24 protein-coding genes are annotated in these 21,346 nt (G+C 68.4%); 12 read left to right on the top strand and 12 right to left on the bottom strand.

The features are described 5' to 3' along the window. Nucleotides 1-638: 638 nt before the first annotated feature. Both ltrA and BMY07_RS07870 read left to right on the top strand, forming a co-directional pair. Complete coding sequence (gene ltrA / locus BMY07_RS07865) at nt 639-2,384, top strand: group II intron reverse transcriptase/maturase (protein WP_245782264.1); 1,746 nt, start codon at nt 639-641, stop codon at nt 2,382-2,384. Between the two features lie 248 nt (nt 2,385-2,632). Continuing rightward, complete coding sequence (locus tag BMY07_RS07870; RefSeq protein WP_092775762.1) at nt 2,633-3,079, top strand: Imm1 family immunity protein; 447 nt, start codon at nt 2,633-2,635, stop codon at nt 3,077-3,079. Here the strand turns inward: BMY07_RS07870 and BMY07_RS07875 are convergent. From BMY07_RS07875 to BMY07_RS07885, 3 genes are all read right to left on the bottom strand, one after another. After that, nucleotides 3,076-4,209, bottom strand: a complete 1,134-nt coding sequence (locus BMY07_RS07875; RefSeq protein WP_092775764.1) for a macrolide family glycosyltransferase — start codon at nt 4,207-4,209, stop codon at nt 3,076-3,078. The genes BMY07_RS07870 and BMY07_RS07875 overlap by 4 nt on opposite strands. 197 nt (nt 4,210-4,406) lie before the next feature. Next, complete coding sequence (locus BMY07_RS07880) at nt 4,407-5,585, bottom strand: RtcB family protein (protein WP_092775765.1); 1,179 nt, start codon at nt 5,583-5,585, stop codon at nt 4,407-4,409. 42 nt (nt 5,586-5,627) lie between these two features. Next, nucleotides 5,628-6,527 carry an AurF N-oxygenase family protein gene (locus BMY07_RS07885; protein ID WP_092775767.1) on the bottom strand — a complete coding sequence of 300 codons (900 nt, stop codon included), beginning with the start codon at nt 6,525-6,527 and terminating at the stop codon, nt 5,628-5,630. Between the two features lie 138 nt (nt 6,528-6,665). Here BMY07_RS07885 and BMY07_RS07890 point away from each other — a divergent pair, with 138 nt between their 5' ends. From BMY07_RS07890 to BMY07_RS07900, 3 genes are all read left to right on the top strand, one after another. Continuing rightward, nucleotides 6,666-7,628, top strand: coding sequence for an SDR family NAD(P)-dependent oxidoreductase (locus BMY07_RS07890; RefSeq protein ID WP_092775769.1), 963 nt, complete (start codon nt 6,666-6,668; stop codon nt 7,626-7,628). Nucleotides 7,629-7,704: 76 nt separating this feature from the next. Continuing rightward, a complete protein-coding gene (locus tag BMY07_RS07895) occupies nt 7,705-8,292 on the top strand; it encodes a glucosaminidase domain-containing protein (protein WP_092775771.1) in 588 nt (195 codons plus the stop codon). 140 nt (nt 8,293-8,432) lie between these two features. Then, nucleotides 8,433-9,098, top strand: coding sequence for a sigma-70 family RNA polymerase sigma factor (locus BMY07_RS07900; protein ID WP_092775773.1), 666 nt, complete (start codon nt 8,433-8,435; stop codon nt 9,096-9,098). Nucleotides 9,099-9,302: 204 nt separating this feature from the next. Here the strand turns inward: BMY07_RS07900 and BMY07_RS07905 are convergent, their stop codons facing one another. The 3 genes from BMY07_RS07905 to BMY07_RS34225 are packed head-to-tail and all read right to left on the bottom strand — an operon-like array spanning nt 9,303 to nt 10,139. After that, on the bottom strand, nt 9,303-9,641 hold the full coding sequence (locus tag BMY07_RS07905; protein WP_092775775.1) for a nucleotide pyrophosphohydrolase: 339 nt from the start codon (nt 9,639-9,641) through the stop codon (nt 9,303-9,305). Beyond that, a complete protein-coding gene (locus BMY07_RS35260; RefSeq protein ID WP_245782265.1) occupies nt 9,638-9,979 on the bottom strand; it encodes a PASTA domain-containing protein in 342 nt (113 codons plus the stop codon). Before BMY07_RS35260 ends, BMY07_RS07905 begins: the two co-directional genes overlap by 4 nt. A gap of 10 nt (nt 9,980-9,989) precedes the next feature. Continuing rightward, complete coding sequence (locus tag BMY07_RS34225) at nt 9,990-10,139, bottom strand: hypothetical protein (RefSeq protein WP_177215486.1); 150 nt, start codon at nt 10,137-10,139, stop codon at nt 9,990-9,992. A gap of 193 nt (nt 10,140-10,332) precedes the next feature. Between BMY07_RS34225 and BMY07_RS35855 the strand changes: the two genes are divergently transcribed. Both BMY07_RS35855 and BMY07_RS07920 read left to right on the top strand, forming a co-directional pair. Then, nucleotides 10,333-12,033, top strand: a complete 1,701-nt coding sequence (locus BMY07_RS35855; protein ID WP_092775777.1) for a sensor histidine kinase — start codon at nt 10,333-10,335, stop codon at nt 12,031-12,033. Further along, the gene (locus BMY07_RS07920) at nt 12,030-12,668 is read left to right on the top strand and encodes a response regulator (RefSeq protein ID WP_092775779.1); all 639 of its coding nucleotides are present in this window, start codon (nt 12,030-12,032) and stop codon (nt 12,666-12,668) included. The genes BMY07_RS35855 and BMY07_RS07920 overlap by 4 nt, the downstream gene beginning before the upstream one ends. On the opposite strand, the gene BMY07_RS07925 is transcribed toward BMY07_RS07920, so the two are convergent. After that, complete coding sequence (locus BMY07_RS07925; RefSeq protein ID WP_092775781.1) at nt 12,665-12,862, bottom strand: hypothetical protein; 198 nt, start codon at nt 12,860-12,862, stop codon at nt 12,665-12,667. The genes BMY07_RS07920 and BMY07_RS07925 overlap by 4 nt on opposite strands. A 196-nt stretch (nt 12,863-13,058) precedes the next feature. Between BMY07_RS07925 and BMY07_RS07930 the strand changes: the two genes are divergently transcribed. Both BMY07_RS07930 and BMY07_RS07935 read left to right on the top strand, forming a co-directional pair. Continuing rightward, a complete protein-coding gene (locus tag BMY07_RS07930; RefSeq protein ID WP_092775783.1) occupies nt 13,059-13,940 on the top strand; it encodes a helix-turn-helix domain-containing protein in 882 nt (293 codons plus the stop codon). After that, nucleotides 13,937-14,098, top strand: coding sequence for a DUF397 domain-containing protein (locus BMY07_RS07935; protein ID WP_092775786.1), 162 nt, complete (start codon nt 13,937-13,939; stop codon nt 14,096-14,098). The genes BMY07_RS07930 and BMY07_RS07935 overlap by 4 nt, the downstream gene beginning before the upstream one ends. Here BMY07_RS07935 and BMY07_RS07940 read toward each other — a convergent pair. Beyond that, nucleotides 14,095-14,688, bottom strand: a complete 594-nt coding sequence (locus BMY07_RS07940; RefSeq protein WP_092775789.1) for a DUF4232 domain-containing protein — start codon at nt 14,686-14,688, stop codon at nt 14,095-14,097. The two genes, BMY07_RS07935 and BMY07_RS07940, sit on opposite strands and share 4 nt — an antisense overlap. Nucleotides 14,689-14,818: 130 nt before the next feature. On the opposite strand from BMY07_RS07940, the gene BMY07_RS07945 reads away from it, so the two are divergent. Then, nucleotides 14,819-16,102: an MFS transporter gene (locus BMY07_RS07945; protein WP_092775792.1), complete on the top strand. Its 1,284-nt coding sequence runs from the start codon at nt 14,819-14,821 to the stop codon at nt 16,100-16,102. A gap of 19 nt (nt 16,103-16,121) precedes the next feature. Here the strand turns inward: BMY07_RS07945 and BMY07_RS07950 are convergent, their stop codons facing one another. From BMY07_RS07950 to pheA, 4 genes are all read right to left on the bottom strand, one after another. Continuing rightward, complete coding sequence (locus BMY07_RS07950; protein WP_092775794.1) at nt 16,122-16,931, bottom strand: ABC transporter permease; 810 nt, start codon at nt 16,929-16,931, stop codon at nt 16,122-16,124. Then, the gene (locus tag BMY07_RS07955; protein WP_092775798.1) at nt 16,928-17,941 is read right to left on the bottom strand and encodes an ATP-binding cassette domain-containing protein; all 1,014 of its coding nucleotides are present in this window, start codon (nt 17,939-17,941) and stop codon (nt 16,928-16,930) included. Before BMY07_RS07955 ends, BMY07_RS07950 begins: the two co-directional genes overlap by 4 nt. 112 nt (nt 17,942-18,053) lie before the next feature. After that, nucleotides 18,054-18,656 carry a histidine phosphatase family protein gene (locus tag BMY07_RS07960; RefSeq protein WP_092775801.1) on the bottom strand — a complete coding sequence of 201 codons (603 nt, stop codon included), beginning with the start codon at nt 18,654-18,656 and terminating at the stop codon, nt 18,054-18,056. Beyond that, a complete protein-coding gene (pheA, locus tag BMY07_RS07965) occupies nt 18,653-19,570 on the bottom strand; it encodes a prephenate dehydratase (protein ID WP_177215487.1) in 918 nt (305 codons plus the stop codon). The genes BMY07_RS07960 and pheA overlap by 4 nt, the downstream gene beginning before the upstream one ends. Nucleotides 19,571-19,655: 85 nt before the next feature. Here pheA and BMY07_RS07970 point away from each other — a divergent pair, with 85 nt between their 5' ends. Both BMY07_RS07970 and coaA read left to right on the top strand, forming a co-directional pair. Further along, nucleotides 19,656-20,285 (top strand): macro domain-containing protein, encoded by a 630-nt coding sequence (locus BMY07_RS07970; RefSeq protein WP_092775807.1) that lies wholly within the window; start codon nt 19,656-19,658, stop codon nt 20,283-20,285. A gap of 127 nt (nt 20,286-20,412) precedes the next feature. Next, nucleotides 20,413-21,342, top strand: coding sequence for a type I pantothenate kinase (coaA, locus tag BMY07_RS07975; protein WP_092775810.1), 930 nt, complete (start codon nt 20,413-20,415; stop codon nt 21,340-21,342). Nucleotides 21,343-21,346 lie beyond the last annotated feature (4 nt).

The raw sequence follows: 21,346 nt of genomic DNA on the forward strand, positions 1-21,346 counted from the left end.
TGCTTGCGACACGATGTCGCATGCGTCAAGTGGATGCACCGATATGGAGGTCTGATTATGTCGGAGGTGTAGTCCCGGCTTTGTGTCCAACAAGCTGTCCCCGCTTTCGACGTGCGTTGCTGGTAACGGCAGGGTGCGAAGCTCGAATGGAAGCCGAAGGGTTCCTGTTCCATCCGGGAGCTACGGGCGAGGGGAAGATCGGACGGGTGAATGCAGTGAACCCTCAGTGATGCCGCGTTAGGTGGACCCTCGCCGGTGGGAGATATCAGGCGGGGTATAGGGCTGGCCGTTGAGAAGCGGCAGGTGCCGGTCATGGAGCAAGGGTTGACCGGGTGGACATCACCGCCCCGCGGTCCAGGGGGCACCCACCCCGACCGTTTCTTGCGCATGTGGAACGTGGTAACCCCGTCGAGGTCCATGAGGACTCCCTCGTGGTAGGCCGACCGCGAGGGAAGCGGAACTCCTCGGCGGGATCGGGATGATCCAAGAAGCGAATGCCGGCGGCCGAAAGGAAACGGGAAACCTGTGCACGAGTTCCCGACTCCTCCAGGAGGGGTGCGCGGACAACCGGCCGGATACGGGCGTATGCCCGGCTCGAAAGAGAGCTGACGTGGATCAGGTGAGTCTGTGAGGGTGGTGTGACCGTGACGTCGGAACCGAAGGGCAAGTTGGACGCCATCACCTCGGTGGTGGCGAACGGACCGGAGAACGGCCTTTTCGAATGGGACCGGGTTGACTTCCCGGCAGCGGAAAGGCACGTACGGCGGCTACGGCAACGAATCTTCACGGCGAGCAGAGCGGGAGATCTGAAGAGGGTACGAAATCTTCAGAAGTTGATGCTGCGCAGCCGGAGCAACACGCTGGTCAGCGTGCGACGGGTGACGCAGGTCAACAATGGGCGCCGGACGGCGGGAATCGATGGCCGGGTCGTGGCCTTTGATGACCAGCGCGCCATGCTGACCTGGTGGATACATCACCAGGTCCGCCCGTGGCGGGCGAAGCCTGTTCGGCGAGTGTATATCCCGAAAGCCAATGGGAAGCAGCGTCCGTTGGGCATTCCGGTGGTGGTCGATCGAGTCTTGCAGGCTCGCATGGTGAACGCGCTGGAGCCTGAATGGGAAGCCCGGTTCGAGCCGAAGTCCTACGGATTTCGGCCGGGGCGCGGCTGCCACGACGCGATCGGGCAGATCTTCGGGTCGTCGCGGGGCAAGAACCCGCGACGGAAATGGATACTCGACGCGGACCTGGCAGCTGCGTTCGACCACGTCAACCACCGTTTCCTGTTGGACATGCTCGGGAACGTCCCCGGGCGGGATCTGATCCGGCAGTGGCTCGCGGCGGGCGCGGTCGACAAGGGCAGATTCATTCCCTCGGAGGACGGAACTCCTCAGGGTGGGGTGATCAGCCCGTTGCTGCTGAACATCGTGCTACACGGAATGGAGGGCGCCGCCGGCGTGCGCTACATGAGGTGGGTGGACAAGGACGGTTACGCCATTCCGAGTTCGCCCGTTCTCGTGCGCTACGCCGACGACCTTGTCGTCCTGTGCCACACGCGGCAGGACGCCATCGACGTCAAAAATCGACTGGCTGAGTGGTTACGGCCGAGAGGGTTGACCTTCAACGAGGACAAGACACGTATCGTCCACATCGACGAGGGTTACGACTTTCTCGGATTCACCATCCGCCGCTACAACGGGAAACTGCTCATCACGCCCAGTCGTGACGCCATCACCAGAATCAAACGACGGCTACGTGCGGAGATTAGCGCCCGTCGCGGGCAACACGCGCTGTCGTTGTTGCGCGTACTCAACCCGATCGTGCGCGGCTGGTCGGCCTACTACCACACCGTGGTATCCACAAGAGTCTTCCAGAACCTGGACGACTACGTGTTCCACCTGCTCTACAAGTGGGGGCTGCACCGTCACCCGAGAAAATCGAGACGGTGGATGGTATCGCGGTACTTCGGACGGTTCCACCCATCCAGAAACGATCAATGGGTCTTCGGTGACCATGACACCGGGGCCTACCTGCATCGGTTCGGGTGGACCAAAATTGTTCGGCATGTCATGGTCGTCGGCACGTCGTCGGTGGATGACCCCACACTGACGGACTACTGGAACAAGCGTCGCCGCAAGAAACAGCTACCAGTCGACAACACGACCCAGAGGCTGCTCCGGCAGCAACAGGGACAGTGTCGACTCTGCGGCGACTACCTACTCCACGCCGACCGACCGCCAGCGAACCCGCACGAATGGGAACAATGGCTACGAGTGGTCACCAAAGCGATCGTCCACGGACACCTCGCTCAACGACCACCCGACACACCGAGCACCGAATCACTCCAGCTAATACACACCTACTGTCAATCGAGCAACAGGCAGTAGCCCTCAAATCCCACCGAACGCCATCAAGACTTGCTTGAGCCGGATGCGGTGAAAGTCGCAAGTCCGGTTCTGAGGGGGCGGGGACGCAGTAATGCGTCCCCGCTACCCGGCGGTTCCGAGTGGGAAGCTCCGCCGGGTTGCGAACAGGCGCTGCCCGGGTTCATTCCGGCAGGTCGCTCGCTCACAGTGTTGGGGACGGACGCGCAGGGACAGCCGTTCAAGAAGACCTATCACGGGAAGGCGAGCAGGTGAGTGAGGAGCGCGCACCCATCACCCATGGGGGGTTCATCTCGATGGACGCGATTCCACCGGGGGTGGATCTCGTCCAAGAGGTGCGGGCCATCAACGACGCGGGGGTTCGGATCCCGTGGATGTGGGTGCTCACCGAGGTGCGGGTCGAGTTCACGGCCGAGGAAGACCAGCCCGCGCTGACTTTCGGTGTGCACAACGAGATCGGCGCGGTGCAGTGGGATGAGGGCGAGGACACGTACCTGCCCGTCGAGGGATCCAACCAGGAGTGGGTTGCCTACTGGTTGGCAGGCTCCCACGAATCCTATTTGCAGCCGCATTCCGAGGTCCCTGTTGAGACCGCCCTGCGTGCTCTGGCGGAGTTTCTGGAGACTCGGCGGCGGCCGACGTGTGTGGAGTGGCGGAGAGGGGAGTCGTTGGTTGAGGCGCTGGAGGGGGCGGATTAGGTCAGGGACTCGATGATGTCGGCGGCTTTGGTGGGGCCGCCGGAGGTGTGGGTTTCGGTGCGGAAAGTGGCGAGGTTGGCGCGGATGGTGGGGTCTGTGGTGACGTGGTGCAGGTCGGACAGGAGGCGGGTGGGGGTTGCCTCGTCCATGGGGAGGTGGGTGCCCAGGCCCAGTTCGGCGATGCGGGGGGCGTTGAGGAACTGGTCCACCGCCTGGGGGACGGCGATCATGGGGACGGCGAAGTAGAGGGCTTCCATGGTGGAGCCCATGCCCGCGTGGGTGATGAAGGCGTCGGCTGCCGCCAGGGCGTTGACCTGGGGGATCCACTGGACGACTTCGATGTGCGGGGGGACAGGGCCCAGGGTCGCGGGGGTGATGTGCTTGCCCACCGAGAGCAGGACGTGCCAACCGTCCAGGTCCGCGAAGGCTGTGACGCAGGTGCGGTAGAAGTCCGGGCGGTTGGTGTAGGCGGAGCCCAGGCTGATCACGAGAACCTTCTTGCCTGGCGGCGGGGTCCACTTTCCCTGGTGGGTGCGTTCGTCGATGCTGGGGCCGACGAAGGTGTATTCGGGGCCCACAGTTTCGCCGCGGATTTGCCAGGAGCGGGTGATGGTGACGATGCAGCGGCGGGGGGCGTGCTTGATTTCCTCGGTGGTCAGTGACACGCCGCAAGACGCCACAAAGGCCGAGAACTCGGCGTCCATTTCGGCTATTTCTGGGCGCACCGGGGAATCGAGGCCGAAGTACTCGCGCCAGCCCTCGAAGGCCACGTAAGTCGGCGACAGCTGGACCGCGGGGACGCCCCACTTGGCGGCCAGGACCGGGGCGTGCCAGGCGCCGATGTCGTAGACCACCGCATCCGGCTCGTCACCCGCGTACAGGGCCTCCACCTGCGGGGTCACCGCCAGGAACTCGTCGTGGAACAGGCGTTGGGCGCCGACCTCGTCGTCGGGCCAGTCGGCCTCGCCGGACGGGAAGGTGGACGAGTACGGCAGGGCCTGGGCACCGGCGGCGGAAACCGCGGCGGCGAAGTCCGAGCGGACCGAGAAGGTGACCCGGTGGCCGCGCCGGACCAGTTCGGCGACAAGAGCGAGACTCGGGTTAACGTGACCGTGCGCGGGGACGGCCATAAACGCTACATGCACAGCAAAGCTCCTCACTCCGGAATGAACAACGACGACGGAGGGCCGATTACCGGTACAGGAGCACAAGCAACGCTACCAGACACGCAGGCGCCCAATCACGCGTTTTTCCGGCCGCCACTGGTAGACAGATGACATCCGGGTGGGCGAGGAGCTAGTCGCTTCCTTACCCACCCGGATGGGGTTCACCCCTTCACGCAGACGACCTGCTTGAGCCGGGCCACGACCTCGACCAGGTCCGACTGCGCGCGGATCACGTCGTCGATGTCCTTGTACGCCGCCGGGATCTCGTCGACGACGCCACTGTCCTTGCGGCACTCGACTCCCGCGGTCTGGGCCGCCAGATCCTCTGCGGTGTAAGCCTTCCGGGCCTTCGTGCGCGACATCCGGCGCCCGGCGCCGTGCGACGCCGAGGAGAACGAGTCCGGGTTCCCGAGCCCGCGGACGATGTAGGACCCCGTGCCCATCGACCCCGGGATGATGCCCATGTCACCGAGCCCGGCCCGGATCGCGCCCTTGCGGGTGACCAGCACGTCCTCGCCGAAGTGGGTCTCCTCGGCGACGTAGTTGTGGTGCACCGAGATCGGCTCGTCGAACCGCACCCCGTGGAACCGCTTGCGCAGCACGTCGCACACCAGGCGCAGCATGACCGCGCGGTTGCGCCGCGCGTAGTCCTGCGCCCAGTACAGGTCGTGCCGGTAGGCGGCCATCTGCGGGGTCCCGGCGATGAACACCGCCAGGTCGCGGTCGGGCAGCCCCTGGTTGTGCACCAGTTCCTGCGCGACGCCGATGTGGTGCTGCGCCAGGATGTTGCCGATGCCGCGCGATCCCGAGTGCAGCATCACCCAGACCTGCCCGGACTCGTCCAGGCAGACCTCGATGAAGTGGTTGCCGCCGCCCAGGGTGCCCATCTGGACCAGCGCCTTGCCGCTCTCGCGCTTCACGACCGGCGTCAGGTCACCGAACGCCTTCCAGAACTTCTCCCAGTCGGCCGCGTCGCGCGCGGTGAACGCCTCGCCCCTGTGCGACGCACGGCCCACCGGGACCGCGGCTTCCAGAGCGGTCCGAAGTGGAGCGAGCGACTCGGGCAAGTCGTTGGCCACCAACGACGTCCGGACCGCGGTCATGCCGCAGCCGATGTCGACGCCGACCGCGGCAGGCGACACGGCGCCGCGCATCGCGATCACCGAGCCGACCGTGGCACCCTTGCCGTAGTGGACATCGGGCATGACGGCCACGTGCTTGTAGGTCCACGGCAGCGCGGCGATGTTGCGGAGCTGTTGCATCGCGACGTCTTCGACCTGCTCCGGGTCTGCCCAGAGCCGGATGTCGACGTTCGCGCCGCGGATCGTGGTTGCTGCCATGCCCGGAAGGCTATGCGAGACAACGCCTCCGACACGACCGGATTAGCGCAGCAGCCCCGCCCGCCGCCACAGCTGCCGCGACGGCCCGCCGATCATGCCGGTCTCGGTGAGGAACTCGACGACCTTCTCGACCATCCAGCGCCGGGTCTCCCGGAAGTGCGGGTTGGCTCGCGCGACCTCCCGGCCGACCCGCGGCGCGACCCCGATGACCTTGTAGACCCGCGGGTTGACCAGGGCGTCCATCACCGCGATGGCCGTCGCCGCGGTCGCCAGCCGGTGCCACTCCAACTCGGCGCGGTTGAGGCCCGGCGCGCCGCGGACCACCTCTTCGCGCGCGTACCGGACGTGCCGCGCCTCCTCGATCACGTGGATGCGGTTGACCATCCGGATCAGCGGCTGGATCGCCGGGTCATCCATTGTGGACCGCTGCAACCGGTCGGTCGCCTCCTCGGCGACGAGCACCGCGGCGAACATCGACGGCCCACCGGCGACGGCCTTGTAGACCCGCCCCAGGTTGTGCAGCAGCTTGCCGGGGCCGTAGTTCGGCGTGTCGAACCGGGCGATGGCCTTGGCGAACATGATCGAGTGCCGGGTCTCGTCGCCGACCTCGGTCAGCGCGTACTGGGCGTGCGGGCTGCGCGGGTCGAGGTCGTAGGCGTACCGGATGAGCAGCTGCATCAGGATGATCTCGAACCACAGCCCGACCCCGGCGATGCTGGCCATCTCGTGCTTGGACAGCTCGATCCGCTGCTCCTCGCTGAGCCCCCGCCACAGGTCCGTGCCGTAGAGCGAGACGCGCTCCATCGGCATGTACGCCTTCTCCCGGTCGAGCGGCGCCGCCCAGTCGATGTCGACGAACGGGTCGTAGGAGGTGCGCGCGGACGCGTCGAGCAGGCGGGCGCTCACCTGGTCGGCGTCCTTCGGTCGAAGTACACGAGCCATGGTGTTTCCACCCTCCGGGTCCTGAGGTCAGGAGTGTTACGTCAGGTAACAGTTACTTGTCGTCCAGGGTCACCGAAAACTGGGGGGCCTGTCAAGGAGAACCGGCGGGCGAGCGGACGCCGGACTAGCGTCGGGACCATGAGTGCGGCGACGAAGATCCTCGACACTGTGCTGGACCGGGCGGTCGTGCCGGGCTACACCAAGATCGGGTACGAACTGCGCAGCAAGTTCTGGGCAGCCGACCCGACCCCCGGCGCGCTCGAGGGGAAGACGGCCGTCGTCACCGGCGCCAACTCCGGCCTGGGCAAGGCGACCGTCGCGGCGCTCGCAAAACTGGGTGCCGCGGTGCACCTGGTCGTCCGCGATGCAGCGAAAGGTGAGCGCGCCCGCGACGAGATCGCCGAGGACGTCCCGAACGCGCACCTGGAGATCGGCGAGTGCGACGTCTCGAACCTGGCGAGCGTCCGCGAGTTCGCGAAAGCCTTCACCGCCCAGCACGGCAGCCTCGACGTCCTGGTCCACAACGCCGGATCGCTCCCGCCGAGCCGCAGTGAGACCCCCGAGGGCAACGAGGTCACCCTCGCCACGCACGTCCTGGGCCCGTTCCTGCTGACCGGCCTGCTGCGCGAACCCCTGGCCGCCGCCAAGGGCAGGGTCGTGTTCGTGACCTCCGGCGGCATGTACGCCGCGCGCCTGCACAGCGACGACCCGCAGTACCGCAAGGGCGAGTACAAGGGCGGCAAGGCCTACGCCAGGACCAAGCGGATGCAGGTCGTGCTCGCCGAGCAGTGGGCGCAGCGGCTGGCCGACGCAGGCGTCACCGTCCACAGCACGCACCCCGGCTGGGCCGACACCCCCGGGGTCAGCGGTTCGCTGCCCGGGTTCAACAAGGTCATGGGCCCGCTGCTGCGCAGCCCGGAACAGGGCGCGGACACCGTCGTCTGGCTCGCCGCCGCCGACGAGCCGGGTCACTCGACCGGTGGGTTCTGGCACGACCGCCGGGTCCGCCCCACGCACTACCTGCCGTGGCAGCACGACGACCCGCAGGACCGCAAGGAGCTCTGGGACCTCTGCGTCCGGGAGACCGGATTGGTGATCTAGTCCCCCACAAGGCCACCAGCCACGACCGGGTGAAGGTCAGATTGCGGTGCCGCTGACCTGCGCAGACGCTCGAAGCATGGATAAAAGACATCGCATCGCAGCCGCTGTCCTCGCCGTGACCGCGCTAGTGCTCGGTCCGGCCCAGGCATCCGCCGCCCCGCTCGGCAAGCCCAAGACCGCCCACGCCAAGAAGCTCGCCGCGGAGTACCTCGATCGGGCGGGCCCCCTGGCCCGGGCCGTCGCGGTCGAGTTCGGCATCCCCGCGTCGGTCACCGCGGGACAGTCGATCCTGGAGTCCTCCTGGGGGCAGAGCAGGCTCGCGGTCACCGACCGGAACTTCTTCGGCTTCAAGTGCCTCGCGACCGGGCCCGGCCCCATCGCGGTGGCCTGCCACGACTACCCGACGACCGAGTGCACCCCCGACTGCCACCAAGTCCAGGCCCTGTTCCGGGTCTACGACTCGATGCTGTCGTCCTTCCGGGACTACGGCCGCGTGCTCTCTACCAGCAAGAACTACACGGCAGCCCTACCTCTGAAGCATGACCCCAACGCGTACGTGACCGAGGTGGCCAAGAAGTACGCCACGGACCCGAACTACGCGGCCAAGGTCATCCGCATCATGCAGGAGAACAACCTCTACCGACTAGATGCACCGTTGCCCTAGGTAGCCGATCAGACACGATCGGCATCGGTACCGAGAAAGTTGCCCCCCAGACAAAATAGGGTCCCTAGTCCTGTATTTCGCGCTACCCCCCGCGCTCTGTTAGGGGTGAGAGTCAACGCCCTTGGCGCAGGAGGAACGCGATGTTGTGCACGGTGGAGCTGGACGAGGAGATCGCCGCACTAGAAGCGTCGTTTGGCCCCTGCGTGCCGCAACAGCAGGCCCGCTATGGCGTCCACTTCCCTACCGTCGCCGACCGCGACAACCTGGACCTGGTAGTCGCAGCCGCGATCGGTGGTGACAACAGCGCCACTGAGCAGCTGCTCATCTTCTTGCGCCCGCTGGTGCTGCGGTACTGCCGGGCGAAGCTGGGCAGGCTCCCGCGCTCGTTCGCGACCGCCGACGACGTCGCGCAGGAGGTGTGCGTCGCGGTGTTCCGCGCGCTGCCGACCTACCAGCAGCTGGGCAGGCCGTTCCTGTCCTTCGTGTACGGCATCGCCGCGCACAAGATCGCCGACGTGCACCGGGCCAACTCCCGGGACAAGTCGGACCCGATCGCCGACACCCCGGACACCGTCAGCCTGGAGGACGGCCCGGAGCAGATCACCCTGCGGCACGAGCTGGTCGAGCAGACCGGCGCGCTGCTGCGGACGCTGACGCCGAGGCAGCGCGAGATCCTGGTGATGCGGATCGTGATGGGCATGTCCGCGCAGGAGACCGCCGAGATCGTCGGCACCACCGCCGAGGCGATCCGCGTCGCGCAGCACCGGGCGCTGAACCGGCTGCGCAAGACGCTCGCCAGGCACTAGAGGCACCAGAAGCACTAGAGGCACGAGGGCGGCTAGAGGACTTCCGAGGGCGGGAGAACCGCCAGCCGTGGTCCGGTCGGGGGGACCGGACCACGGCTGGCGCGAGACTCGTCCGGTGTGACTCGCGGGGGGCGAGCCGCACCGGGCGATGGGGGGAGGACCGCTGGTCGTGGCCTGTGGGGGATGGGCCACGACCAGCGGTTTTCAGTGCTCTAGGGCGGTACGGCCGACACCCGGCGGGAACCGGGTCTCGTTCCGGTCGATCTTGGCGTTGCCCGCGGCGATGAGGTCTACATCGAGCACGTCAGCCAACCGGATCAGGTAGAGCAAGACGTCCGCCATCTCGTCTTCGATGCGGGCGCGCGCGTCCGGGTCAGTCGGCGCTGCCTCGGCCTCTTCCGGTGTCAGCCACTGGAAGAGTTCGTTCAGCTCCCCTACCTCCCCGGTCAAGGCCATGACCAGGTTCTTGGGGGTGTGGAACGGCCCCCAGGCGCGGGCGTCGGCGAAGGCTCGTTGGCGGGCGGAGAGTTCTTCTAGGGTCACGGGTCCGTCTTCTTCTTCGACCGGAGCAGGATCTTGTCCGACTGCGGCACGGACTTGCCCGCTGACGGGATCTGCTCGACGACCACCCAGTTGCGGTCGACCAAGAGTTGCCTACCTTGCCCCGTTGAGTCTTCCTCGGTCAGGTAGTAGAACCCGGCTTTCTGCATGGCGTCTTGTGCTGCCTGGTGGTCCATCCCGACCACGTTGGGCACTTCGGCGTTCTTCACGGCCGAGCTCGGCGGCGCGAGGGTCGGCGGCTCGGGGATCTGGGTCGGGCCAGGACCGCAGGCCACGACGGTGAACAGGACCAGGACGGCGGTGAGCGCGCGGGTCGTCACCGTTCCATGATCAGCGATCCCGACCGGCCCCGCCAGCCGCCCGCCTGCGCCTGGCCTGGTGCCACGCGTCGAACTCCACGATCGCCGGGCCGAACGCCATCAGCAGCAACAGGCTGATCCCCAGCACCGCGCCGACCCACACCAGCACCGCTACCACCATCACGCACCTCCGTTTGAGCGTTTCCCCTGCTCAACCAGCGTGCGCCGAGCGGGGGCGTCGCGAATCGGCCAGAGAGGTACGGCGCACGGGCCAACTGGTCGGTCCTGCTCCGACCAGGTTCGGCCGATCGGCTGATGCCCGAACGCCGGTCGACCGAGGCGGCGGGCGCGGAACGCGCCTACGTTTCTCAGCCATGGAGCTGCTCGCACCCACCCGCCGCTGGCTGGCGGGGCTGCTGGGGATGGCCTACCTGTTCGACGTGGTGGTCAACATCGGCAGCGGCTGGGCGGCGGAGGCGCTGGTGCCGGTGCCGCTCCTGGCGTTCACGCTGGTGGCGCTCGCCCGACCCGCTCTGGGGGTGGCCGGGGGCGCGCTGTGGCTGGTCGGGGTGTCCGTCGCCGCCCTGGCCACTGGTGTGGGGATCTCGAACCGGATCGGCGTCGAGGGCTTCCTGCTCTCCGAGACCGTGGCCATCGGCGCGTTGACCGCGATCGCGGTGTGGCGGTGCCGGGCGGGTACCTCGGTCACGCTGGTAGGGCTGCTGGCGGCAGGCGGGGCGGTCGCCGCGCTCCTTCGGCAGCTGACCCTGCACTACGACCCGGACATCGCGGTCGCCGAGGTAGTGCTGTCGGTCCTGAGCGGCGCCATTGTCATCGTGGGCGGTTGTCTCGTCGGTTACGCACTGCGCGCGCACGAGGAGCGCGGGTCGCTGACCAAGGCGGGCGATCTAATCCGGCGGCAGTGGCCCTTGGCGGTGGCGTTGGCGGTGCTCATGCTGGTCGACCTGACCAGCACGGCGGGGAACCTCACCGGCTACAACCTGATCTTCGTCGCCCTGTTCGCGCTGATCGTGGGCACCGCGGTGTGCGCCGTGCTCAGCCCGACGGCCCCGCTGCGCTACGCGGTCATCTCGACGGTGGCGATGCTGTCGGCCACCATCGGCCTCGCCCCGATGATCTTCCTGTTCGGCTACAACGACCAGTTCCCGGTCCCGGTCAGCATCGCCGCCGCCCACATGGCCCTGGTGGCCTACCTGGTGCGGTACGCCAGCCGCACGGACGCGGCGGTCGGTATCGCCGCGCTGGCGGGCGTGGACTTGATCTCGGTGATCTCCGTGGTGGGGTCGATCGGGATGAGCCGGGAGTTCCTGCTGATCGCGGCGTTCCTGCTGGTGGTGTCGATGGCGACGGGGCAGTACTTCCGGTCGCGGGACCGGGAGCGGGCGCAGACGGTGCGGGTGGCGGTCACCGGGGCGCAGCAGGCGGAGCGGATGGCGCTGGCCAGGGAGTTGCACGACGTCGTGGCGCACCACGTGACGGGGATCGTGGTCGCGGCGCAGGCGGCGCAGCTGGTCGGTGACGCCAACCCCGCGGCGGCGGTGCACGCGTTGGGCCGGATCGAGGCGGCGGGCGGTGAGGCGTTGGCGGCGATGCGGATGCTGGTGGGCAGCATGCGCGGCGCCCCCGTGGCCGGGGCCGAGGGCCAGGCGACGATGGACCTGGCCGCCGACCTGCGGTCACTGGTGCACAACTTCCACGGCCCCGAGATCGACATGAGCCTGGACCTGCCGGTGTCGTTGCCCCCGGAGGCGGGCCGGTCGGTGCTGCGGATCGTGCAGGAAGCGCTGACCAACGTCGGCAAGCACGCCCGCGACGCCCAGCGGGTGACGATCACCATCGGCGTGGTCGACGACGAACTGCGGCTGCGGGTCGCCGACGACGCCACCCGCGTGGAGATGCGGCCGCCCGGCGGGTCCGGCGGCTACGGTCTGGTCGGCATGCGGGAGCGGATCGACCTGCTCGGTGGCCGGTTCGCCGCCGGACCGGGCGACCCGAACGGGTGGATCGTCGACGCCGGGTTCCCGCTGCGCACCGACCGGAAGGGCTCAGCATGATCCGCGTGCTCATCGCCGACGACCAGGAGATGGTCCGGGTCGGCTTCCGGATGATCCTGGAGTCCCAGGAGGACATGTCGGTGGTCGCCGACGTGGCCAACGGCCTCGACGCGGTGTCGCGGGCCAGGGAACTGCGCCCCGACGTGTGCCTGGTCGACATCCGGATGCCCGGCCTCGACGGACTGGCCGTGACCAAGACCCTGGCCGGACCCGACGTGGTCGACCCGCTCAAGGTCGTCGTGGTGACCACCTTCGACCTCGACGAGTACGTGCACACCGCCCTGGCCAACGGCGCCAGCGGCTTCCTGCTCAAGGACGCCGGACCGGCGCTGCTGATGGAGGCGGTGCGGGCCGCCGCCCGGGGGGACGCGCTGGTGTCGCCGCAGATCACCGTGCGGCTGCTGCGGCACTTCGCCGCGCCCACCCCGACCGGCGCCAACCCGCTGACCGAGCGCGAGACCGACGTGGTCCGGGCGACGGCCAGGGGACTGACCAACACCGAGATCGGCCAGGAGCTGTACCTGTCGCTGTCCACGGTGAAGACCCACCTGGCCGCCGTCCAGGGCAAAATCGGCGCCCGCAACCGGGTCGAGATCGCCGCCTGGGCGTGGCGGACCGGCCTGATGGCCGACTAGGCCGCCAACTTGTCCCTGGCCTCGGCGGCGACGGTGGCGAGCCGGTCGAGGCTGTCGCGGGTCATAACGATCTCGAAGCCCTCCATCCGCCCGCCGAAGTAGACCGACATGGCGGACGGACCATCGGGTGAATAGCTGATTTCGCACCCGTCGTCGATCTTGGCCCAGGTGTTCATGTGGAAGCCGGAGTGCATCGCGTTTACCTCTTTCGGGAGGGGTTGGCACGGAAAGCGTGCGGCGTGATGCAACAGGTCCGAGGGTCCGCAGCGCAACCTTTCACCGGGGTCATTCACCCGTAAAGGCCATGACAACGGCGTTGTATTGCAGGCTGCTCGTCGGGACACTTTCACCGCGAATGCAAGATTCCCGACGAACGAGGAGCAGGCGCACGTGCGTGAGACGACAACCGGCTCGACCGTGCCGCGCAGGCAACTGGGCCGATATCTCCGCGACCTGCGCGGCCGGGCCCGCCTGACGGTCCGCGCGGCGGCCGCGGAGCTGGAGTGGTCGGAGACCAAGATCTGGCGCATCGAGACCGGCCAGACCCCCCTGCGCAGCCTGGACACCGAGGCGATGTGCAAGATCTACGGGGCACCCGACGACGTGATGGAGTACCTGAAGGAGCTGTCCAAGAAGACCAAGGAACAAGGGTGGTGGCACGCCTACGGGGAAGCAGTTCCCGATGGTTTCGGTCTCTACATCGGCCTCGAAGAAGCGGTGTCCTCCATCGATTGGTACGAATCAGATCTCATCCCAGGGCTTTTTCAAACAAAAGAGTATTCAAAAGAGATCATTCGATCTCATCATCCAAATATTTCAGAAGATGTTCTTCAGAGTCGTGTTGCATTGCGGACAAACAGGAAGAATCTACTCACTCGGGTGACAGCCCGCCCGACAATCTCCGCCCTGTTGAATGAAGCAATCCTGCGTAGGCAGATCGGCGAGATCGACGTGATGGCGCGGCAGCTAGATCACTTGGCAGAGTTGTCGCAGGTGGATACAGTGAGAGTGCGAGTTGTTCCGTTCGCAGCGGGTATGCACCAAGGACTCGTTTCCGGCGGGTTCATGGTCATGCACTTCCCCGAGTTCGGGACTAGAGAGTCCGAACCACCAGTAGTGCACACCGAGGGCCTAGTAGGTGAACTGTTCTTGGACAAGCCGAGTGAGGTGGGGCGCTACAGCGCCGCGTTCCAGGACATGTGGGGGAAGGCGCTCGACGAACGGGACAGCTTGCGGTTCATCCACCAGACCAAGAAGGAGCTTCGCCCGTGAAGTGGCGCAAGAGCAGTTACAGCAATGGTTCCTACAGCTGTGTTGAGGTCGCGTTCCGCGACCTCAACACCGTCCTCACCCGGGACAGCAAGCAGGGCAGCGGTCCGGCTCTGCGGTTCGGCCGCAAGGACTGGGCCGCGTTCCTGCGGACCGTCTAGCCGATCGTCTTCACGGTCAGCTGGTTGCCCGGCGGGGTGCCCGCGCACCCCGTTCCCGGCAGGTCCACGAAGGCCGACTCCGTGTCGTGCGGCGGGTACACCCGCAGCCCGCGCACCGGGGTCGGCCGGCAGACCTGCGGGTCGTAGTTCTGCACGTTCACGAACCCGACGTCGGACGTGGCCGAGGACCCCGGTTCCAGGCGGACCGGGGCACCCTTGGTGCCCACCCGGTACGCCGCCGGGCCGACCTGGTGGCCGTCGTCGCCGGTCACGTACGACACCCCGGGGAAGCCCTGGATCACGCAGGTGCGCCGGCCGGAGTTGGTGAAGACCAGCTTCCGGAACACCGTCCCGGCCGCGGCGTCGCCGTCCTGCACGGCCAGCTTCAGCTCGTCGACCTTGCAGTCGTCGGTCGAGGCGGGCTCGGCCGGTTCACCGCTGGAGGTCGGCGGGGTGGTCGGGGGTTGCGACACCGTGGAGGTCGCCGAGGGGATCTCCGCCTGGGGCTGCTGGGTCTCCGAGCGCTGCCCGGCGCAGCCCGCGACCAGGACGAGGACCGCCAACCCGATACCGTTTGTCACCCACCTCATAGCTCCACAATGCGCCAGTTTCCCACCTTCCGCCACCTGGCCGGTCTTCACACGCGCGAGTACCCCGTGGGAAGAATTGCCGCCCGTTCGGGGGTAGTTACTGGCGGGAACCGGCCAGTAGCGTCGCGGCATGGGGTCGGCACGATTACCCGGGGGCGAAGTGGCCAGGGACCGGCGACTGACCTGGCTGCTCGGCTCCAGCGCGCTGTCCAACCTGGGCGACGGCATCGGCAAGGTGGCCTTCCCGCTGCTGGGCGCCAGCCTCACCCGCGATCCCGTGCTCATCGCCGGGCTCTCCGCCACCGCCTTCCTCCCCTGGCTGCTGTTCGCCCTGGTCAGCGGCGCCCTGGTGGACCGGGTCGACCGGCGCAAGGCGATGCTGCTGGCCAACACCTCCCGCGCGGTCATCGTCGGGGCGCTCGCCGTCCTCGTCCTCTTCGACGCGACGACCATCTGGCTGCTCTACGCCATGGCGCTGCTCATCGGCACCGTCGAGACCATCGCCGACAGCGCGGCCCAGGCGCTCATCCCCGCGGTCGTGCCGCGGTCCGGTCTGGAGTCCGCGAACGGGAAGCTGCAATCCGCCGAGATCGTCGGTCAGACCTTCCTGGGCGGGCCGCTCGGTGGCGTCACCTTCGCCGCGTTCGCGGCCTTGCCGTTCGTGCTCAACTCCGCTGGGTTCGCCATCGCGGCGATCTTCCTGCTGGCCATCCGGGGCAGCTACCGGCCCAAGGTCGAAGGTCCGGCGCCCAAGCTGCGGGTGCAGCTCGCGGAAGGGCTCGGCTGGGTCCGTAGCCGTCCGCTGATGGTGCAACTGGTGGCGTTCGCGGCCGCGCTGGCGTTGACCTCAGAACTCGCACAGGCCCTGCTCGTGCTCTACGCGCTAGAGGACCTCGGGCTGACTAGCGCCGCGTTCGGCGTCTTCGCCCTAGTCGGCGGCGCGGGAGGGCTTGTGGGCGCGGCGGTCGCACCGCGGCTGACCAGGGTGCTGTCCCGGCGAGCCGTGCTGACCTCGGCCGTCGCCGGGTGCGCGGTCGCCTTCGGGGTCATGGGCCTGGTCTACGAACCCGTCTCGGCGGCGCTGCTGTTCGGCGTGTTCGCCGCCAGCGTCGTGACCGTGAACGTCATCATCGGCGCGCTGCGGCACGCGTTGATCCCGGAGCACCTGTTCGGCCGGGTGCTGGGCGTGTGGCGCACGGCCGTGTGGGGCGCGATCCCGATCGGCGCGCTGCTCGGCGGGGTGCTCGCGGCCTGGCTGAACACCCGGGCCGTCTTCTTCATCTCCGGCGCGCTGCAGCTGGGCCTGGCCGGGGCGTTGTGGGCCGTGATGGCCAAGTTCGAGGCGGAGATCGACAGCCTCGACACGGCGGGGGAACCGGCGTTGTCCGGGGAGAGCGCGCCCGCCGGGGCGTAGCGCACCCTCCCCGGCGCGACTACTTGCTCGCGACCTTGCGGTACTTCGACACCGCGAGCGGCGCGAAGATCACCAGGATGCCGACGCAGGCGAGCAGCGCGTAGAGCGCGGCGTGCTGCGCGGGCCACGAGTCGGACTGCCCGAGGACACCCGTTCGGGCCGTGTTGCCGAACAGGTCCCGCGCCGCGTCGGCGATGGCGGTGATCGGGTTCCACTCGGCGAAGACCTTCAACGGCCCCGGCATGCTCGACGCCGACACGAACGCCGACGAGATGAACGTGACCGGGAACATCCAGATGAAGCCCGCGCTCTGCGCGACCTGGACGCTGCCCGACACCAGGCCGACCCACGCGCCGATCCAGGACATCGCGAACGAGAACACCAGCAGCAGCAGGTAGCCGAGCACCGCGTCCAGGAAACTGCCCCGGATCCGCCAGCCGACCAGCAGCCCGCACAGCGACATGACCAGCAGGCCGATGGCGCTGACCGCGAGGTCCGACGCCGTGCGGCCGACCAGCACCGCCGCCCTGGTCATGGGCAGCGACCGGAACCGGTCGATGACGCCCTTCTCCAGGTCGGCGGCCATGCCGATGGTCGTGTACGCCGAGTTGAACGCGACCGTCTGGGCGAAGATGCCGCCCATCAGGAACTCGCGGTAGGCGGCGGGGTCGTCGCCGATGCTGTTGCCGAACACGAACGCGAACAGCAGCACGAACATGATCGGCTGCAACGTGGCGCCGAGCAGCAGGTCGGGCTGGCGGCGCACGTTCATCAGGTTGCGCCAGGTGACGACCCCGCTGTCGCGGGCACCGGCGGTGATGACGCTCATCGGGTCTTGGCCTTCCTGCCCTTGGTCTTCTCGGTCTCGGTCGCCTCGACCTTCTCCTCGGCGACGTGGCCGGTGAGGGCGAGGAACACGTCGTCGAGGGTCGGCCGGTGCAGTGCGACGTCGAGCACCGCGACGTTCTCCTGGTCCAGCCTGCGCAGCGCCTCGACCAGCGCCTTCGGGCCGGTGTCGACCTTCACGTGCACCCGGCGCTGGTGGTCCTCGGTGGTCGGGGTGTCCGAGCCGACCTCGGCGAGCACCCGCGCGGTCGCGGCCAGCTCCGCGGCGTCGGCGACCACGATCTCCAGCCGCTCACCGCCGACCTGGGCCTTGAGCTGGTCGGCCGTGCCGCCCGCGATGACCTTCCCGTGGTCGATCACCAGGATGGTGTCGGCCAACTGGTCGGCCTCCTCCAGGTACTGGGTGGTCAGCAGGACCGTGGTCCCGTCGGCCACCAGCTCGCCGATGACCTCCCAGGTGTCGAGCCTGCCGCGCGGGTCGAGGCCGGTGGTGGGCTCGTCGAGCACGACGACGGCAGGCTCGGCCACCAGCGCGCCGCCGAGGTCGAGCCTGCGGCGCATGCCGCCGGAGTAGGTCTTGGCCGGGCGGTCACCGGCGTCGTCCAGGCGGAACCGGGAGATGAGCTCCCGCGCCCGCTTCGACGCGTCCGCGCGGGACATGCCGTAGAGCCTGCCGACCATGTAGAGGTTCTCGTAGCCGGTGAGGTGTTCGTCGACGGCCGCGTACTGGCCGGAGAGCCCGATGGAGCGGCGGACCGCGTCCGGGTCGGCGACGACGTCGTGGCCCGCGACGAACGCCTGGCCGGAGTCGGGTTTGAGCAGTGTGGTGAGGATGCGGACGGTGGTCGTCTTACCGGCCCCGTTCGGCCCTAGCAGGCCGAGAACGGTTCCGGCTGGGATCTCCAGATCGACACCGTCCAGGGCGCGGGTTGACCCGAAGGTCTTGACCAGCGCTTCCGCGCGCACAGCGATCGAGGACGCGGGCGGGGGCATGAGCCCTCCCTGAATAGACAGCAGTTGAGTACGCGGCGGAGGGTAGACCCACCCACCGACAACTTGCCGCGATTTTCGTCAACCGGACTTTCCCCCACTTGGCGCGGGGGCGCTACAGGTCTACTCCGGTCCACTCCAGACAGTGCCACCCGGCCGGTCGCGGCTCCAGCAGCACGTGCCCGGTGTTGGGCAGCAGCGCGGCGTTGGTCACCTGCGCGCCGACGTTGTCGGCCAGCCATTCCGCGCCGAGGCGGATGATCCCGCCGTGGCTGACGACCACGACGAGCCCGCTGGGGTGGGACTCGCGAATTCGCTCGATCGTGGACAGGTAGCGCTCTCGGATCTGCTCGCCGCTCTCACCGCCGGGCATCGCGGCCGCGAGATCACCTTGGGTCCAACGCGTGTAGACCTCACCAAAGCTGCGCAGGGCGTGCTCGTCCGAGCGGCCCTCCAAATCACCGACCTGTAACTCGTGCAGGCCCTCCACGACATCCACGGCCAACCCGTGCTGCTTCGCGACCGGTGCCGCTGTCTCCTGTGCGCGGATGGCGATGCTCGCGTAGACGGCGACCACCTCATCCCCCGCGAGGCGCTCCGCTAGCGCTGACGCTTGGCGGTGGCCCATCTCGGTAAGAGACGGACCGGGCGGTCGGGAGTCGAGCGCGTGGCGGAGGTTAGAGGGAGTCTCGCCGTGCCGGGCGAGCATCAATCTCACGGCTGCTCGCCGCGGAGGAGCGCGGCCACCCACGTCCCGGACAACTCGTAGTCGGCAGCGCGATGCGGCGCGGTCACCTCTGTCGCGTTGCCTTCTGCCTTGGGATAAGAACCCAGGAACAGGACCCTCTGACTCCGGCGGCGGAGCGCGCCTAGAGCGTCGGCGACGCGGGGCTCGGAGATGTGGCCGTCAAAGTCGAGGTAGAACCGGTACTCGCCGAAGCGGTTGCGCAGCGGGCGGGACTCGATGCGGGTCAGGTTGATGCCGCGGCTGGCGAACTCGTTGAGCACCGCCGCGAGCTCCCCCGGCTGGTGCGACAGGACCACGATCACCGAGGTGCGGTCGGCGCCGGTCGCCTCGGGCAGCCGCTCGGGGCGGGCCAGCAGCAGGAACCGGGTGATCGCGTCGCGCTCGTCGGCGACGTCGGTGGCCAGCACGTCGAGCGAGTAGTGGCTCGCGGCGACCGGGGCGGTCACGGCCGCGTCGAACTCGCCGGACTGCACGCCGACCGCGGCACCGGCGGTGGACGAGGCAGGCCTGCGCGCCGCGTCCGGCATGGTGTCCTGGATCCAGCGCTCGACCTGGGCGAGGGCGTGCGGGTGGCTGGCGATCGAGCGGACGTCGGCGGCCTTGAGGCCGGGGCGCACCAGGATCGAGAACCGGATCGGCAGCAGGTACTCGGCGAGGGCGACCACCGGCGGGGCGTCCGCGGCGAGGGTGTCCATGGCCGCGGAGACCGCGCCCTCCACCGAGTTCTCGATCGGCACGCACGCCAGCTCCGCCAGCCCGGACCGGACCGCGCCCACGGCCTCGGGGATGGTCGGCATGGGCAGGAAGTCGGCGCCGGGGGCGAGGGCCCGTGCGGCCTGTTCGGTGAAGGTCCCCTTGGGTCCGAAGTACGCGGTTGTCGGCACGCGGACCACAGTACGCAGGCCCAACCGCTGCACGGGGATGTGGCGCTTGCCAAACGGCGGTTACCCCCGGTGTCCCCCGGATGCCATGCTGGCAACCGTGACCGCGGACTCGGAGACCGGCATGGTCGCGGCGACCCGCCGCGGGCCCGGCCCCCTCGAACTGGTCCTATGCGCGGTGGGTGAATCCCTCGCGACAGCCTGGGAAACAGCCGCCGAAGGTAGGCCGCACATCCGTGTCCATCGTGGATCGGTGCTAGAGGTTCAAGCGGACGCGGTGGTGTCTCCGGCGAACTCCTACGGCTGGATGCGCGGTGGCGTGGACGCTGTCTACGCCGAGCACTTCCCCGCGATCGAGCAGCGGGTCCGTAGCGCGGTCTTGGCCTACCACGGCGGTGAGCTTCCGATCGGCGAGGCGTTGATCGTGCCTACGGGCGCCAAGCGGCCCGCGTGGCTCATCACCGCACCGACCATGAAGGAGCCCGCGCAGGCTCTCGCGGCCGAGACCGTCCACCCCTATCTAGCCGCTAGGGCCGTTTTCCGGCTCTGGCGGGACGGGGTGTTCGACAACGGCGCACCCGTGCGGGGGACAGTGGGGACGATCGCCATGCCGGGGCTGGGCACCGGTGTCGGCGGGGTGCCACCGCACGTCTGCGCGCGCCAGCTGGCCGCCGCCTGGGACGCGGTGTTCGAGCCGGGCAGTGTGGCACGAACCTGATGTTCGCGGCGACGTCATGTGCGCCACACCTGTTGTCCCCTGATCGGTGCATTCGGTCACAGCGCGAACCCCGCCCCAGCACCTACGTTGACTCCCGTACACCCATTCCGGCGCGAGGGAGCCCGAGATGGCGCGGGTCCGTGAGCTGAGCCCCTACGTGGAGCTGCGCCGCGAGCAGTGGCGGGAGCTGCGCGAGTCGACGCCGCTGCCGCTGAACCTCGACGAGCTGGTCGAGCTGCGCGGGCTCGGCGACCCGGTCGACCTGGACGAGGTGGTCGACGTCTACCTGCCACTGTCCCGGCTGATCTCGCTGCAGGTCGCGGCCAGGCAGCGGCTCTACAACACCACCGTCGAGTTCCTCGGTGAGGACAGTCCGGCCAAGGTGCCGTTCGTGATCGGCATCGCTGGCAGCGTCGCGGTCGGCAAGTCGACCACCGCCCGGCTGCTGCGGCTGCTGCTGGCCCGCTGGCCGGACCACCCGCACGTCGACCTGGTGACCACCGACGGCTTCCTGTTCCCGCGCGCGGAGCTGGACCGGCGGAACCTGATGAGCCGCAAGGGCTTCCCGGAGAGCTACGACCGGCGGGCGTTGCTGCGGTTTGTGTCCGAGGTGAAGGCGGGCGCCGACGAGGTCCGGGCGCCGGTGTACTCGCACCTGGCCTACGACATCCTGCCCGGCGAGGAGCAGGTTGTGCGCAGGCCGGACATCCTGATCGTGGAGGGCCTGAACGTCCTGCAGCCCGCCGCCAGGCTCGCCGTGTCGGACCTGTTCGACTTCTCGATCTACGTCGACGCGCACTCCGACGACATCGAGCGCTGGTACATCGACCGGTTCCTGGCGCTGAGGCACACCGCGTTCTCCGACCCGGCGTCGCACTTCCACCACTACGCGAGCCTGACCGACGCCGAGGCCGTCGCCGAGGCGACCCGGCTGTGGAAGCAGATCAACGAGCCGAACCTGGCCCACAACATCCTCCCGACCCGGCCACGCGCGACGCTGGTGCTGCGCAAGGGCGCGAACCACCGGATCAGCCGAGTTCGACTCCGTAAGCTCTAGAGCC

This window comes from Actinokineospora terrae, from assembly GCF_900111175.1.
GTDB lineage: Bacteria > Actinomycetota > Actinomycetes > Mycobacteriales > Pseudonocardiaceae > Actinokineospora > Actinokineospora terrae.